The organism is Limnohabitans sp. G3-2 (genome assembly GCF_002778275.1).
Lineage (GTDB): Bacteria > Pseudomonadota > Gammaproteobacteria > Burkholderiales > Burkholderiaceae_C > Limnohabitans_A.
The window spans coordinates 146856-162009 of the sequence record NZ_NESG01000005.1; the positions used below are offsets into that span (position 1 = coordinate 146856).

At 58.0% G+C, this 15154-nt stretch carries 18 protein-coding genes; 4 read left to right on the top strand and 14 right to left on the bottom strand.

The genetic code is table 11. The annotated features are described in order from the left end of the window. The 7 genes from soxA to B9Z31_RS09250 form a co-directional block, all read right to left on the bottom strand. A complete protein-coding gene (gene soxA / locus B9Z31_RS09220; protein WP_100119271.1) occupies nucleotides 1-804 on the bottom strand; it encodes a sulfur oxidation c-type cytochrome SoxA in 804 nt (267 codons plus the stop codon). A gap of 76 nt (nucleotides 805-880) precedes the next feature. After that, a complete protein-coding gene (soxZ, locus tag B9Z31_RS09225) occupies nucleotides 881-1192 on the bottom strand; it encodes a thiosulfate oxidation carrier complex protein SoxZ (RefSeq protein ID WP_199174470.1) in 312 nt (103 codons plus the stop codon). A 54-nt stretch (nucleotides 1193-1246) separates the two neighbouring features. Continuing rightward, nucleotides 1247-1702 (bottom strand): thiosulfate oxidation carrier protein SoxY, encoded by a 456-nt coding sequence (soxY, locus tag B9Z31_RS09230; protein ID WP_100119273.1) that lies wholly within the window; start codon nucleotides 1700-1702, stop codon nucleotides 1247-1249. 69 nt (nucleotides 1703-1771) lie between these two features. Then, on the bottom strand, nucleotides 1772-2845 hold the full coding sequence (locus B9Z31_RS09235) for a c-type cytochrome (RefSeq protein WP_100119274.1): 1074 nt from the start codon (nucleotides 2843-2845) through the stop codon (nucleotides 1772-1774). Further along, entirely contained in the window at nucleotides 2829-4136 is a 1308-nt protein-coding gene (gene soxC, locus B9Z31_RS09240) for a sulfite dehydrogenase (protein ID WP_100119476.1), read from the bottom strand. Before soxC ends, B9Z31_RS09235 begins: the two co-directional genes overlap by 17 nt. Nucleotides 4137-4597: 461 nt before the next feature. Continuing rightward, a complete protein-coding gene (locus B9Z31_RS09245) occupies nucleotides 4598-4921 on the bottom strand; it encodes a hypothetical protein (RefSeq protein WP_100119275.1) in 324 nt (107 codons plus the stop codon). Between the two features lie 119 nt (nucleotides 4922-5040). Next, complete coding sequence (locus B9Z31_RS09250; protein WP_100119276.1) at nucleotides 5041-5352, bottom strand: c-type cytochrome; 312 nt, start codon at nucleotides 5350-5352, stop codon at nucleotides 5041-5043. A 410-nt stretch (nucleotides 5353-5762) separates the two neighbouring features. On the opposite strand from B9Z31_RS09250, the gene B9Z31_RS09255 reads away from it, so the two are divergent. Continuing rightward, complete coding sequence (locus B9Z31_RS09255) at nucleotides 5763-6272, top strand: demethoxyubiquinone hydroxylase family protein (RefSeq protein WP_100119277.1); 510 nt, start codon at nucleotides 5763-5765, stop codon at nucleotides 6270-6272. A 39-nt stretch (nucleotides 6273-6311) separates the two neighbouring features. After that, a complete protein-coding gene (locus B9Z31_RS09260) occupies nucleotides 6312-6932 on the top strand; it encodes a bifunctional 2-polyprenyl-6-hydroxyphenol methylase/3-demethylubiquinol 3-O-methyltransferase UbiG (protein ID WP_100119278.1) in 621 nt (206 codons plus the stop codon). Nucleotides 6933-7009: 77 nt separating this feature from the next. Here B9Z31_RS09260 and B9Z31_RS09265 read toward each other — a convergent pair whose 3' ends face one another. After that, the gene (locus tag B9Z31_RS09265; RefSeq protein WP_100119279.1) at nucleotides 7010-7711 is read right to left on the bottom strand and encodes a Crp/Fnr family transcriptional regulator; all 702 of its coding nucleotides are present in this window, start codon (nucleotides 7709-7711) and stop codon (nucleotides 7010-7012) included. 51 nt (nucleotides 7712-7762) lie between these two features. Next, nucleotides 7763-8233 carry a thioredoxin fold domain-containing protein gene (locus B9Z31_RS09270; protein WP_233200870.1) on the bottom strand — a complete coding sequence of 157 codons (471 nt, stop codon included), beginning with the start codon at nucleotides 8231-8233 and terminating at the stop codon, nucleotides 7763-7765. Between the two features lie 129 nt (nucleotides 8234-8362). Here B9Z31_RS09270 and B9Z31_RS09275 point away from each other — a divergent pair, with 129 nt between their 5' ends. Then, nucleotides 8363-9427, top strand: a complete 1065-nt coding sequence (locus B9Z31_RS09275; protein WP_233200871.1) for a YeeE/YedE family protein — start codon at nucleotides 8363-8365, stop codon at nucleotides 9425-9427. Nucleotides 9428-9539: 112 nt separating this feature from the next. Here B9Z31_RS09275 and B9Z31_RS09280 read toward each other — a convergent pair whose 3' ends face one another. From B9Z31_RS09280 to B9Z31_RS09295, 4 genes are all read right to left on the bottom strand, one after another. Further along, the gene (locus B9Z31_RS09280; protein ID WP_100119282.1) at nucleotides 9540-10814 is read right to left on the bottom strand and encodes an FCSD flavin-binding domain-containing protein; all 1275 of its coding nucleotides are present in this window, start codon (nucleotides 10812-10814) and stop codon (nucleotides 9540-9542) included. A gap of 12 nt (nucleotides 10815-10826) precedes the next feature. Further along, nucleotides 10827-11135, bottom strand: a complete 309-nt coding sequence (locus tag B9Z31_RS09285; RefSeq protein ID WP_100119283.1) for a c-type cytochrome — start codon at nucleotides 11133-11135, stop codon at nucleotides 10827-10829. A 49-nt stretch (nucleotides 11136-11184) separates the two neighbouring features. Then, complete coding sequence (locus B9Z31_RS09290; RefSeq protein ID WP_100119284.1) at nucleotides 11185-11595, bottom strand: DsrE family protein; 411 nt, start codon at nucleotides 11593-11595, stop codon at nucleotides 11185-11187. An 85-nt stretch (nucleotides 11596-11680) separates the two neighbouring features. Next, entirely contained in the window at nucleotides 11681-12010 is a 330-nt protein-coding gene (locus B9Z31_RS09295) for a metalloregulator ArsR/SmtB family transcription factor (protein WP_100119285.1), read from the bottom strand. Nucleotides 12011-12524: 514 nt separating this feature from the next. On the opposite strand from B9Z31_RS09295, the gene B9Z31_RS09305 reads away from it, so the two are divergent. Continuing rightward, nucleotides 12525-13469 (top strand): ion transporter, encoded by a 945-nt coding sequence (locus B9Z31_RS09305; RefSeq protein ID WP_100119287.1) that lies wholly within the window; start codon nucleotides 12525-12527, stop codon nucleotides 13467-13469. Nucleotides 13470-13513: 44 nt separating this feature from the next. Here the strand turns inward: B9Z31_RS09305 and B9Z31_RS09310 are convergent, their stop codons facing one another. Beyond that, nucleotides 13514-15148 (bottom strand): iron ABC transporter permease, encoded by a 1635-nt coding sequence (locus B9Z31_RS09310; protein ID WP_100119288.1) that lies wholly within the window; start codon nucleotides 15146-15148, stop codon nucleotides 13514-13516. Between the last annotated feature and the right edge of the window lie 6 nt (nucleotides 15149-15154).

The following is a 15154-nucleotide window of genomic DNA, read 5'->3' on the forward strand; positions in this document are numbered from 1 at the left end:
TCAGCGCTTGATGGCCGGGGCAATCGAAGCAGCACCCTTGGCGTTCACACCCAGATAGGTCGACAAGGCGATGGTGGCATCGCTGGCGAAACCTGGATAGGGGAAACGCTGCTGGCGGTAGCAGTCGTTCAGGCGCAGTTGCATGCTCCACATCTGACCGTTGGAGACGCGGTAGGCGGGCCAAGCAGCAAAGCCTACGCCATCACCCGGGTTCTTGGTCAGGATAGGCAAGTCTTGCAAACGGATGCGTTTGCCTTCTTCGCCGTGGCAGGAGGCACACGAAAAGTCGTGCGTACCACCTCGCTGGAAGAACAGGCGTTTGCCCACTTCGTAAAACGTTTTCTCTTGCGCGTGCGATTGCGACAAGTTGAACTTCATGCCCTTGGACTCTGCGGCGATCCAAGTGGCCAAGGCCGTGACGTTGGCCATTTCACCACGACCAAACGGGGTCTTGGAGATTTCAGCGGCATTGAAACCTTGCAGGGTTTCCATGCAGGTGACCAAACGGGACTCCAGGTCCTGCATGCGCTGGGTGTCTGCGAAGTACTTGGGCAATTCCACAAACACACCTTTGATCACGCCCGGTCCTTTGCCCAGATCGCATTTTTCGAGGCTGACGTTTTTAGGGCCGCGTGCTTTTTTCCAGAGGTCTTCGCCCTTGGCTTCAAACAGCTCAGCGGGGTTGCCGTCTTGCAGCATGGCACGGTATTCGTCAATGCCCTGACTGGCGGTTTTTTGGGCCAGCGCGGGCAATGTGCCCATGGCCAGTGCCACCGCCATGGCCAAAGTTGATGCTTTGTTCATTGTCACCTCTGTTTGTATTTTTCAAATGCGAAAAGGGTGAAGTACTGGCCCCATCCTTTTCTTTTTCACCGCGTGATCAAGAAACGGTGGCTTCGTCGGTACGGGTTTCGCCCTTGTTGTCTTTCCAGGTCACCGCAATCTTGTCGCCGGCTTTGGCGCCTTTGACAGAGAATTGAAGGAAGGGGTTTTTCGACACGGCGGGGCCCCACTCAGCGGAGAACACGTCTTTGCCGTTGAGTTTGGCTGTCACCTCCTGGATGAACCAGGCGGGCACGGTTTTGCCGGAAGCGTCTTTGCGTTGACCGGTTTCCATTTCGTGGCTCATGAGCACACGAACAGTTGCTTTGTCACCAGAGGCCTGGGCACGGATGCGCATTGGATCTGCCATTTTTCTCTCCTAAATCTTTCAGTGAATCAATGTATGAGGGATTTACTCAGGGGCTTAGCCGCCACAACCGCCCAAAGTGACCTTGACTTCTTTCTTGGCCCACAAAGCTTTGCCGTCGTTCATGATGGCCACAGCATAGACATCCGAGGACTGGCCCATCTTGGCGCGGGTCGAGAAGTTGGCGTCGACGGCAGGGGTCACATGGAACATGGCCACCAAAGCGGATGGGTTCTTTTCGACCATGATCAGCAACTGCTTGACACCGGGCAATGATGTGCTGGCACCCAATGGCACCACAGCGCCGTTTTCAGCGATGTCCGGACCGATGATGGTCACGTCTTTGCTCTCGGCCAAACTGGTCGCACCAGCGGCCTTGGCAGCGTCTTGCACCGACTTGGCGTCAAATGCGGTTTTGTTGAAGGCAGCATGGGCGAACTGTGGGAAACCCGCAGTGGCCAAGAGGCCCGCCACAACAGCGCTTTGCTTGAGTGTCTCGCGACGGTTTTGCATCTGATATCTCCTTGATGATTGAGTGATGCTATTGAAACAGGTTCAGAAGTGCGACGGTTATACCCCGTTTCACTTGCTGGCCCCCTTGGAAATCCATTCAGCAATTTGCTTGGCGTCAGCATCTGGCAGCGCCTGAGCGGGCATAGGGATTTGACCATAAACGCCCACACCACCAGCTTTGATTTTGCCTACCAAATAGTCGGTTTTACCGGCTTGCTTTTTGGCAATTTCATTGAAGCCAGGGCCCACAATCTTCTTGTCCACACCGTGGCAAGCTGTGCAGCTGTGTTTGTTTAAGAGTGCGATAGCAGCTTTGGCTTCGTTGTTCTCAGGCTTGACCACAACCACAGGGGCTGCTGGTACGACAGCGATGCCAGCTTTGGTTTCTGGCTTGGTCGTATCAACGCCATGCTGTTGACCCACGATGCGGTTTTGCTCTAGCAAATTACCGTGGGCATTGCGCGCAAAGTCGGGCAGCAATGATGCCACTTTGGCATCCGGCGTGCAGTCCTTCATGCAAATCTTGTTGGCTATGTCGGGTTTTTTAACACCACCGAATTCATTGCCGGGCCACATCGCATGAGCGGTGGTCATGCCATTGCGGTTGGGCATGCGCGCTTGGACTTCTGCGATGTTTTTGTCAGACAACACAAAGTTGTCCGGCACGATGTTGGCCAAGTTCAGCATGAAGGCGGTCACGGCATACACCTCTTCCGTGCTCAGCGTTTTGGGGTTGGTCCAAGGCATCGCACGGTTGATGTAGTCCCACAAAGTGGAAACAGTGGACACCTTCATGATGGTGGTGCGCCCGGGGTAATCGGCACGCTTCAAATTGGCCACGCGCCCATTTTTGATGTCTTCGGCAGTGGTCCCCCCAATCAGCGGACTGAACACCTCGTTGGACTCACCAAACACACCGTGGCAGTGGGCGCACTTAGATTCCCACACATCTTGGCCTTTTGCCACCGAGCCCGAACCGGCAGGCAGTCCCTTGAAGTCAGGGCGCACGTCTATGTCCCACTTGGCAACTTCTTTGGGTGTGGCTTCGCGGCCCACACCCGGAAACAGTTGACTTTGTGCAGCGGCCAATCCTGCCATGGCCAACCAACCCAGGGTCACAACGGCATTACGAAACTTGGACATTTTTCACCTCACCGTTCTCCTGCACCAACCACGACTGGATGGCGTTGTTGTGATAAATGGAGCGCGTACCACGCACGGTACGCAACTGTTGGTATGTAGGCTGCACATGGCCTGTTTCATCTTGCGCACGGCTTTGGATGATGGCGGGCTTGCCGTCCCACACCCAATCGAGGTTAAAACGGCTCAGAGCCTTTGACAAAACCGGCGTCTCCAGGCGCGCCTGACGCCAATTGCGTCCGCCATCGGTGGATACATCCACACGTTTGATCTTGCCTTTGCCCGACCAAGCCAGGCCCGTGATGTTGTAAAAGCCTTTGTCCAACAAGACCTGACCACCCGAAGGCGTGGTGACCACACTCTTGACTTCTTGGATATTGGTGTACTGGCGGTGCAGCCCACTGGGTTGCAAATCGATGTAGTGAATGGCCTCGTCTTTGGCGGCGTAGGGCTTGTCGCCCACTTCGATGCGGCGCAGGTACTTGACCCAGCTCACACCTTGCACGCCTGGCACCACCAATCGCAGGGGGTAGCCGTTTTCGGGGCGCAACATTTCACCGTTCTGTCCATAGGCCACGATGACCTCGCCCGAGGTGATCAGGCTCATGGGGATGGTGCGGGTCATGGACGAACCGTCGCCGCCTTCGGCCAAAACGAACTTGCCGTTTTTGAGGTCAGCACCCGCCAATTCCAGCAAGGTGATCAAAGGGACGCCCGTGAACTCGCTGCAAGACAACATGCCGTGGGTGTACTGCACCGTGGGAACCGCCACGTTACCCCAATCGACAGCCGTGTTGGCACCGCACTCGATGAAGTGGAAGCGGGACACGGATGGCAAACGCATGATCTCGTCCATGGTGAACACCATGTTCTTTTTGACCATGCCGTTGATCATGAAACGGTGCTTGGATGGATCGATGTCCCACCACCCCTGGTGGTGGCGCTCGAAGTGCAAACCGCTGGGCGTGACGATGCCAAACAAGGACTGCAGGGGCGCAAACGACACCGAGGCTTGCGTGGTTTGTGTCAGACCGGGGCTTTGGCGGCGCTGCAAGTTCGCCTCGAACTTGGAGGGCTTGCCATAACCTTCAACGGCCACCCCCTGACCCAGACCCGTCGCGTGCTCAGGCAGGTTCAGGATATTGGGGTCCCCGCCTTCAACAGGCACCGGGTTGCCCTGGGCCATGGCCATAGGCGCAGCAACGCCCGCAGCAGCAGCTGCAAAGGCATTGCGAATGAAATCGCGACGCCCTTCTTTGCCTTCGGAAAAAACTGCCTTGATGCCACTTGGCATCAGGAAATTTTCTGGCGCTTTTTGCACCCTTCCTGAGTTGATGTTGTCTTCTTTCACACAAACTCCTTGTTTCGAATTGTCAATTCACGGCAGATTCAATGACGACCTGCGTGCTCACCGCACACCACCACGGCTGTTTGATTGGCGATCCCATCTTCATCCAGACCCCTTGCCTAGCACCCCATCTTTTCGCTGTTCAAGCTTGCTTCACGATTAAGTTCGTATATTCGGATATGCGAATATATAGGTTAAACAGAGAATCTGAATCAGGGATTACACCGAGCGTCTTTCCCGATCAGGACAAACCCTGATCCGACATCCATTGCCTGTCGGGGTGTAGACCGCAGCCGAACCCAATGCCCCGCAGCAAAAAGATCATGTGGAGGTTTGCGGTCAATGCTGCAACGTGGCAGGCAGTCCGTTTTGGCGTGATCTTGGGGCCAAAGCCATTTGTTAATGCCTCACTTGAACTTGTAATGGTCGCGGTTGAGCACTGCCGCGACCGAGGTCACATCCTCCGGAAACATGCCCAAGTTCAATTCGGTGTTGCATTGCTCCACCATGCCGCGCAACAAGGAAGCGTTGTTGATCCGGCCCTGCGGTTTGTAAATGGCACTGCCATTGCCACCGACCTTGGAGACATGGCAGGCCACGCACTTGCTTTCGGCAATCAATTTTTCACCCAATTTGTAGTCCGCATCTTTGTAGATGACCGGCTGCGAATGGGCAAAAGTTGCACAAAAGAAACTGACACAGACGAGCGCAATCTTGTTTCGGGTGTTCATTCAAGTCTCCCATCAAAAAAGCCGCTCAAGGGTAGACCCTAGAGCGGCAAAAAAAGCCACGAGTATCCATCGAGCTTTCTAAATCATGCTGTTGGCATCAAGCCTGACCAGACTTGGATTTATTTGGCACCGGCCAAAATCCAAGTGGCCAAGGTCAATGCATCGGCTTCACTCAAAGCGGCTTGGGCGGGCATGGGCACAGGGCCCCACTTGCCCGAACCACCGGCTTTGATGCTTTTGGCCAAATTGGCTGCTGCGTCTTTTTGACCGGCATATTTCTTAGCCACGTCTTGGTAAGAAGGACCCACCAGTTTCTTGTCCACAGCGTGGCAGGCCATACAAGCGTTTTTCTTGGCCATGTCCATGTTGGCAAAGGCGGGTGCTGACATCAGGGCAGAGACAGCAACAGCAGCAGCAAAAATCAGTTTCATGAGAGCTCCGTGTGAGGGGTTTTAAATATAATTAATCGCTAATTTAACCGAAATCAAGACAGCTTTACGCAAAGCTGCTCAACTTTAGCCTCAAGGATTTTACTGAGGACCCGCTGCATAAAGACGGAAAGCCATCCCCAAAACGCGGCCATAGGACTCAGTCAAAAACAGACTGCTCGACCTTGACCACCGATTTGCTTGCAGCGGCCCAAGCGTCAAACTACTCGCAATCAATGCAACATTCAGATCGCGGCTCGACAAGGCATCAACCATGGCAGAGGGCCTCGGCAGCTCAGGGGGAAATTTGACCTATACGATGCGCATTCGAACCGAAACACGATCGCCATCCCCTCTGTGCCGTGAAAAAATCTGCACCTCCTGAACATCCTACAAGCAGCCTATCGGAACACATGGTCCGCGAACTGCGCTCCGATCACGCGGGCGAGTCCGGGGCTGTCTACATTTACAAAGGCATCACGGCAGTGGCCCACTGGCGACAAGATGTCGAGTTGCTGGCCTTTGCCCGCCAGCATGGGGACACCGAAACCGAACATTTGCGCCTGATTGAGGACTGGCTACCCGCTGAGCGCAGAAGTCGTTTGCTGCTGCCCTGGCGCATGGCGGGTTGGCTGACCGGAGCGCTGCCCGCGCTGTTCGGCCGACGTGCCGTTTACGGCACCATCGCCGCCGTCGAGACCTTTGTGGATGTGCATTACCAACAGCAAATTGACCACCTGCGACAGCACGGCGGCCCCGCAGGCCTGCTGCCTTTGCTGGCACGCTGCCAGGTCGACGAACAGCACCACCGAGACGAAGCCGCCGCCCTAGCAGGGCACGATTCGCCTTGGCTGTTACGCTGGTGGTGCAAGGTGGTCAGCTCAGGTTCTGCCGCAGCAGTTGTGCTGGCACGGCGCGTATAAAGATCCGAGCCTTCTCAGCGCATTGAAAGCATTTCCCCCATGAGCTCTTTTCATAACCCCCAACAGACGTGGAACCAACGCTTTGCCGCCGAGCACTATGTGTTTGGCCAAGCGCCCAACGCCTATTTGCAATCACAAGCGGCGCACCTCTCGCCTGGGAATGCCCTGGCCGTGGCCGATGGCGAGGGCCGCAACGGCGTGTGGCTGGCCCAGCAAGGCCTGCAGGTCGATGCCTTTGATTTTTCGGACAACGCCATCCGCAAAGCCCGTGCTTTGGCGCAAAGCCGACAAGTGGCCGTGAATTTTGTCTGCAGCGATTGGCAGTCGTTTGATTGGCGGCCTGCGCATTACGACAACGTGGTGGGCATCTTTTTTCAGTTCGCCACACCCGAAGAGCGCGGCGCCCTGTTTGCGCGCATGCTGAGCAGCCTCAAGCCCGGGGGCACCCTGATCGTTCAGGGCTACACGCCGCGCCAACTGGACTTCAACACGGGCGGCCCCGGCAAACTGGCGCACCTGTACGACGAAGCCCTGATGCTGAATGCCTTCGGCGCACTGGACATCCTCGACCTGCGCACCTATGAGGCTGAGATCACCGAGGGCACAGGCCACCAGGGCATGTCGGGCCTGTTGGGTCTGACGGCACGTAAGCCTGTTTGAGGCAAAAATGGCCGGAACACCACCAGGGTTCCAAGAGAATGAATCACATTTTGCATGCAGCTTGCGATGTTCAGACCCTAGCGTATCAACAAAGCTTCATTGGTAATTTCATAACGCCGGCCCTGTTTGTCAAAGGGCTTTAAGGCACCGTCGCGCACCAGGCTGCTGATTTCGCGGCTGACGGTTTCGAGTTGGATGTCGAGCATGGCGCCCATGTCGTCGCGCGCAAACAACGACGTGAAGTCTGGTTGGTCGGGGTCACGCATCTTCAGGGCCAAGGCGGCCACGCGTTGGCGGGCTGATCCGAAGTTCAAATCAGCCAGCCAATCGTCGGCGTCTTTCAGGGCCTGTTGCCACTTTTGCATCAGGCGCTTGTGCAGGCGTGGCGAGTTGGACGACAAATGGTGCAAGACCGACAAGGGAATGCGGCAGACCTGGGCTTCGACCAAGGCGATGGCTTCGCTGTCATAGCGGGCGGTGGCCAGGGCTTCGAGCCCGATCACGTCGCCCGGGCGCAGCACGCGCACGATGCGTTCGCGGCCGTCGGCAGTGGCCCGCACCAGTTTGACCATGCCTTTGCGCAAGGTGAACACGCCCACGGCGGTTTGACCTTCGGTGTACAGCGCCGTGTCGGGCGCGAACACCATGTCGTCGATGGGGGTATGAATCTCGCCAAAGTCCTGTTCGTTCAAGTCGGCAAACAGCACCATGTCGCGGATACCGCAGCTGCGGCAGTCTGAGGTGCCTTTCCAGGCTGAGTCAATCTTGATGGGGATCATGTTTTGAATCTAGCATGTGGACAATGCCGCCAGCTGACGCGGTCATTGTATTTACAGGGCCTTGCGTCCTTGTGCCATGCGCTCTTCAAGATAGGGACCGTAAAAATCGGGCAGGTAGGCACCCTCCATGCGATCAGCCACTTCTTTGCCGCCGGAACCAAAAAACAGCAGTGTGGGCGTGATGGAGACTTTCCACCGCCGGGTCAGTTCATCGTGCGTGGTGAGCTTGCCCGCAAAGTCGAGCACAGGCTGGTTGTTGCGCATGTCCACCTGCACGATCGCAGTGCCGGCAAGCGCCATGGGAGAGAGGTGACTCTGCCTGGCTTGTCGGCAAAACACGCAACCGTCCAAGCTGACCATGACGATCAGGGGCTGCTTGTTTTTCAGAGCACGGGACAGTTCGTCGGGCAATGATTGGGCTGCGGGCAAGGTGGCCGCACGGCCCGATTGTGCCCAAACGGGAGTGACCGCAAGAGATACCCCCACCCGTAAAAGCCAGTCGCGACGGCGCAAAGCAGACAAAGAAAATAGAGACGGGTTGGAATCCATGAATTGCAGACAGTGGACAATAGCGGGTTTTGTGCAGCGGCCTGACGCATCGCCAGTGCCGCACGTTGAATATAAGAACCCAATGAATTATTGGAGAAATCCATGAATCTCGCAAGCTTGCTCGAAACCTGGGGAGACTCGAATGTACTGGCCATGGCGGGTGCATTGGTGGGCTTCATCTTTGGCCTGGCGGCTCAGCGCAGTCGGTTTTGTGCGCGGGCAGCCGTGGTGGAGTGCTGCGAGGGCCAAACGGGTGACCGCTTCAGCGTGTGGTGGCTGGCTTTTGGGGCGGCACTGGTGGGCGTACAGGCGCTGGTTTGGGCGGGCGGGCTGCAGCCTGCCAACTCGCGCTACATCTCCGGGGTAGGCAGTGTGTCTGGCGCGGTTCTGGGCGGATTGTTGTTTGGTGCGGGCATGATTTTGACGCGCGGCTGCGCCAGCCGCCTGCTGATTTTGTCGGGCAATGGCAATTTACGCGCCTTGCTGGCTGGCCTGGTCTTTGCCGTCACGGTGCAGGCCAGCATTGCGGGTTGGCTGGCCCCTGCACGCCAGGCCATGGCAGGCTGGTGGGTCATCGATGGCGGGCCCGGGCGTGATTTGCTTCACATCACAGGCCTTGGCCCCACGGGTGGGCTGGTGTTGTCGGGGCTGGCCTTGGGCACAGGGGTTTTCTTTTTCTTCAAGACGCACCAGCGTCGCTGGGGCTTGGCGCTGGGGGCCATCGTGGTGGGCCTGAGCATTGCTATGGGCTGGGGCCTGACGCAGGCCATCGCCTCGCAGTCGTTTGAAGCAGTGCAGATTCAGGGCCTGAGCTTCAGCAGCGCATCGGCCGAGATGTTGATGCGGGTGTTGTCCACCGCCACATCGCCCAGCCTGGGCTTTGATGCCGGTTTGCTGCCCGCCACTTTTGCGGGTTCTTTGTTGGGCGCTCTGGTCGGTGGTGACTTCAAGTTCGAGGGCTTCAAGACTGAGAACAAGCTGGGCCACTACCTCACCGGTGCAGTTCTGATGGGTTTTGGTGCGGTGTTGGCAGGCGGCTGCACCGTGGGCGCGGGCATGACTGGGGGCTCGGTGTTCTCGCTCACGGCCTGGCTGACCCTCATCGCCATTTGGCTGGGTGCGGGCCTGTCTTGGCGCATTCACCGCAGCATGGGCTGGCAGATCTGAATTTTTTCTGAGTGCGGTCTACCGCGCACTCACCGAGCATAAAAAAAACGCCGCCAGTCCCATGGACTGCGGCGTTTTTTTGTAGCGTGGCAACAGCCACGCTCGGGGTGCATCAAGCCAGTGTGTCGGCCCAGATGTTTTGCGCCCAAGACCAAGCGTACACACCTTCGAGTTCATTGGCCGCGCTGGACACGCCGCCCGAGCCGGGCACGGTCAGCATGGTTTTTTTCTCGGCGTCGTACTTGTGCACGCTGGCAACGTGGACCACGTCTTTGCTGCTGACATAGCTGTAGCAGGTGTTGTTGTAGATCGGCATGGGGTTGACCTCTTTGCCCATCAACAAGGCCACCACGGCCGCAGCGCAGGTTTTGCCATGCTGGTTGGCCATGTGGCCCGACTTGGGCATGCCTGGCGCAATCTGGATGGCGTCACCCAAAACGTGCACGTTTTTGGCGGCTTTGGATTCGAAGGTGAGGAAGTCCACTTCGCACCAGCGCTTGTTGGCCGTGGCCAAACCGGCGTTGACGGCGATGTCACCGGCACGCATGCTGGGGATGACGTTGAGCACGCCGGCTTTGATGTCGTCGTTGAACTCGAACTTCAAGGTGTTGGTGGCCGCATCAACATCGGTCACATTGTGTTTGCCACGGTACTCAACGATGCCTTTGTAGCGCTCGGCCCAGGCTTTTTTGAACAGCGGGCCTTTGGACGTCACGTCGTCGTTGGCGTCCAGGATCAGCACCTTGCTCTTGGGCTTGGCCTTGGTGAAGTACTCGGCCACTTGGCAAGCACGCTCGTAAGGGCCGGGGGGGCAGCGGTAAGGGGCCAGCGGGATGGACATGGCGAAGACGCCACCATCGGGCATGGCTTCGAGTTGCTTGCGCAGCGTGACGGTTTGTTCGCCCGCCTTCCAGGCGTGCATGACTTTGTCTTTGGCGCCGGCCTTGTTCATGCCGGGCAAAGTTTCCCACATGAAGTCCACGCCGGGCGAAACGATCAGGCGGTCATAGCTCAGCTCGGCACCACTGGCCAGCTTGACGATGCGCTTGTCGGCGTCGATGCTGTTGACGCGGTCCTTGATGACCTTGACGCCATGGCGTTTGGTCAGGTTGTCATAAGGCGTGGTGATTTCGGTGATGGTTTTGCTGCCGCCAATGACCAGGTTGGACATAGGGCAGGAGATGAAAGCATCACTGGGCTCGACCAGAGTGACTTGGATTTTGTGCTCTGACCACATGCGCAGGTATTTGGCGGCCGTGGCACCGGAGTAGCCACCGCCAATCACCACCACCTTGGGGCCGCTGCCACCACCCACGGTGGCGCAACCCGAAACCAGTCCCATGGCACCCAAAGCGGAGCCAGTCTGCAGAAAATGACGACGTTGCATGACAGTTCTTCCTTATTTCTTCTGGGCGGCAAAGTAGCCAGCGATGGCAGCAATCTGCTCATCGGAATAGCCCTTGGCGAGCTGATGCATGATGGTGGCTGCAGGCACGCGACCGGCTTTGTAGTCCATCATTTTTTGAATGGTGACCTCTTTGGGCACACCCGCCAAAGCAATCATGCCCGGCTGAGCATGGCCATTGGTGCCGTGGCAGGCAGCGCACGAAGCGGCCCAGCTGCGCACATGCAGCGGATCGACCTGGGCTTGGGCCAGGCCGGACAGGGCGACCAAGGCGGCCGCTGTCAAAGCGTGTTGAATCTTCATGGGTTTTCCTCGAAAAAAAAGTCGGGGCTTGTGAATGTCTCAAAGCCCATCAGGGGCGCAGATACACAAATCTTTCATTGGCCTGCAGCTTGGCCACTTCGGCCACACCGGAGGGCACCACTTTGGCTTCCATCAGCAGTTTGTCGGCAGAGATTTTGCGCGACACCAGGGTGTTGTTGCACACACGGAACTCCACGCCCTTATTGACCAGGTCACTGACGCCGCCGGCAAAAGGCTGGTCCATCTGATTGGTGGCACCGTCAAGCAGGAAATCGATGCCCAAACCGTGGGTCACGACCACGATTTTGGCAGTCGGGTCAGCAGCCAGGTGGTTGCGGATGTTGCCTATGGCCCGTGATGCTTGGGGGATGCCCTCGCTCAAGTGGTAAACCACCTTGATCTCTGCCCAGCTCAGGGTACAGGCCAGCAGGCCAGTCATCCATAACAAGTGTTTCTTCATTCGTTGCTCCTTAAGTATGGATATTAGCCGCGTCGAGGGTTGAATCGTGCCCGTGAAAACCCGGCCTGAAACTGACATCGATCTTTCAATCGTTTTCGCTGGCAATTTGCACGCAAACCGAGCGGCACAAGGTGACCACGCGGTCGTTGACGATTCGGTAAAAAATTTGCACGCCCTCTCGGCGCTTGCCCAGCACGCCTGCTTGGTAGAGGGTGTTCAGGTGCTGCGACATATTGGGCTGGGTGGTGTCGATCTCGGCCAGCAACTCACCCACGTTCTTTTCACCATTGCACAGGGCACTGATGATGCGCAAGCGCATGGGGGCCGACATAACGCGAAACAACTCCGCGGCTTTGTCAAAAACCTCTTCCGATTCGGTCAGGACGTTGTCTTCGGGTGCTGCTGTTTTGGCCATGGTGTCATTTCTTCGAATGTCTAAAATGCCGCACGATTGTCCTGCAAAAAGCCACGAGGCAGGTCAATGCGAAATTGGCTGCCAGCTGCGCGGCAGCCTCGCAGGCATCCATCCCAGTGATTGTTGCCAATTTTGGCGCAGTTTCAAACCATTGATTTGTTCTTTGCTTATGTGCAAATACAGATAAGCGGCGAGCCATGCCCAGGGTCATCACCCTCAGCCGACAGGTCAGCGCAGAGTTCCAGCAACCCATCGGCTTTTTCGGTCCGTCTACCCTGCTGCGCACGCAAGAGCTCAGCAACCACCCGGAACTGATCCGCGGCCTGGGCCTAATCACCTTCAACTGCATCCGAGCCCCAGGCCGAATTCGCGGGACTAATTGGCCTAAGCCCGCTTAAGCAGTGTGGGCTTGCACACGCCCCAACTGCTGGACGAGGCCCTGGGATGACACGTCCTCTGCCTCAAGCCCAGGCCGAGGTCAAAGGGCCTTGTCAATCTTGAATAAGATGGGCGGATGAACGTACATCACCCACTGAGACATCGGCTGTTTCTGATCCTTGAATTTCAGAGCCACAAAGACAAAAAAACGGCTTGGGTGTTTTCTTGGGTTCTGACCCTGATGGTACTGTCCAGTGTCCTGGCCGTGATCCTGGAATCAGTGCCCGCCATCGAAGCGCTGTATGGGAAAAGTTTGGCCATTTTCGATGCCATATCGATGGTGTTTTTCAGTGTGGAATACCTTCTGAGAATCTGGACAGCCGCAGACAGAAGAACCTCAGCTCTGCACAGCGACCACGGCCGACGCCTTCGCTACGTGTTGAGCTTTCATGGTTTGATTGATCTTCTGGCCATCTTGCCCTTTTTCCTTCAGGCTTTGTTACCAGGCTTGGACCTGCGGTTCTTGCGTGTTATCCGCATCATGCGCATCTTGAAGTTGTCGCACTACTCCACCGCACTGGAGGACCTGCTGGCCTCCATTTACGCCGAAAGAGACGCTTTCATCTCGGCGCTTTACCTGCTGGCGCTGTCCATCCTCATCACCTCGTGTCTGATGTACTTTGCCGAACACGCCTTGCAACCCGACAAATTGGGCACCATCCCCGATGCCATGTGGTGGTCCATCGTCACCATCACCACCGTTGGCTATGGCGATGTGACGCCTGTGTCGAGCTGGGGCAAAGTGATCGGCGCTTTCACGGCCTTGTCCGGCGTCTTCACCGTGGCATTGCTCACCGGCATCGTGGCCTCGGCTTTTGCCACCCGGGTGCGCACGCACGAGTTGGAGTTCACCACCGAGGTGGAGGAACTGCTCAAAGATGGGCAAGTGGACCCCAAAGAACGGCGCACCATCGAGCATTTGCGCCGGGAATTCAGCATCACCGAAGAACATGCGCGGGCCATCATCCGGCAAATTTTGGAAGAGAAAACGCTGCTGCGCCCCAAAGACGGCCAACCCTGAGGGGACCGACCCGGGGCCTGGGCGCAGGTTTCAGGGCGCAGGTCTCAGGGCGGCGTTTGTCGCAAAGTCCGGCTGAGCAAAATCACCGGGATCAAACCCACCAGCACCAGCGCCAGCGAAGGCAAAGCGGCCTCGCCCAAGCGCTCGTCGCGGGCCAGCTGGTAGGCCACCACGGCCAGTGTGTCGCTGTTGAAGGGGCGCAGCACCATGGTGGCGGGCAGCTCTTTCATCACGTCCACAAACACCAGCAAGGCGGCGGCGATGGTGCTGCGCTGCAACAAGGGCGCATGCACCCGTCGCATCAGGCCCCAGCCGGTGACGCCCAGCATCCGGGCTGAGTCGTCCAAACTGCCCGGTATGCGCGCATAGCCGCTTTGCACCGACTGCAGGGCCACCGCACAAAACCGCACCAAGTAGGCCCACACCAAGCCCAGCGAAGTGGCCGTGATCCAGGCCCCCGCAGACGAGGCGGGCCAGGTTTGCTGGATCCAACCCACCGGCAAAAGCAAACCGACCACCACCACCGCGCCGGGAATGGCATAACCCAAGCCCACCAACTCAATGGCGCCCTGGCTGATGCGGTCAGCCCGGGTGCGCACGCTGAACGCCAGCGCCAGCGCCACGCCCACTGCCAGCACAGCGGTCACCGCGCCCAAGCGCAAGCTGGTCCAGGCCCATTGGCCAAAGCGTTCCCAGGGCATGTCGCTCGTCTCGCCCACAAAAGCCCGCAGCATGATGAGCACCGGCAGCACAAAGCCCAGCAGCACGGGCACGCTGCACACCGTCCACGCCAAAAAGCGGCGGCTGCCCTGCAGCTGGAACGGCTGCGCCTCGGCCGAGCCCTGGCGCGAGCCGCGCCCTTGGTTGAAGCGCATGCGCTTTTGGGCACGTTGCTCCAACTGCAGCAACAACAAAACCACGGCGAGCAGCAAAGTGGCCAGCTGCGCGGCGGCAATGCGGTTGTCCATGGACAGCCAGGCCTTGTAGATGCCCGCCGTGAAGGTCTGAATGCCGAAGTAGCTGGACACGCCAAAGTCGGCCAAGGTTTCCATGAGCGCCAGCGCCACCCCCGCAGCCACGGCCGGGCGGGCCAGGGGCAAGGCAATTTCGCGGATGCGTCGGGACAAGGGGGCACCCAGCAAGCGGGCCGCTTCCATCAAACCCGAAGCCCTCTCCACCAAAGCGGTGCGGGCCAGCAAATATACGTAAGGGTAAAGAGACAAAGTGAACACCAGCGCCGCGCCCCACACGCTGCGCACATCGGGCCACAAGCGGCCTTGCAAACCCAGCGCTTCGCGCAAAGCCATCTGCAGCGGCCCGCTGAACTGCAAGAAGTCGGTGTAGGCATAGGCCACCACATAGGCCGGCATGGCCAGCGGCAAGAGCAGCAGCCACTCAAAAACGCCGCGCCCCGGAAAATCAAACAGCGTGACCAGCGCCGCCGTGGCCAGGCCCAAGACCGTCACGCCCACCGCCACCATCAGGCACAGGCCCAGCGTGGTCAGCGCGTAATCGGGCAGCACGGTGGCGGCCATCTCTCGCAAAATGTGGGCACTCTCACCATTCCACTGCAGCCACGAGCCCAGCACGGCCAAAACGGGCAAGGCCAAAGCCAATGCCAACAGGGCCAAGAGCAAGGAGGGGAGACCCGATAAACGGCGGGCCAAGGTGGACAACATAGTCTG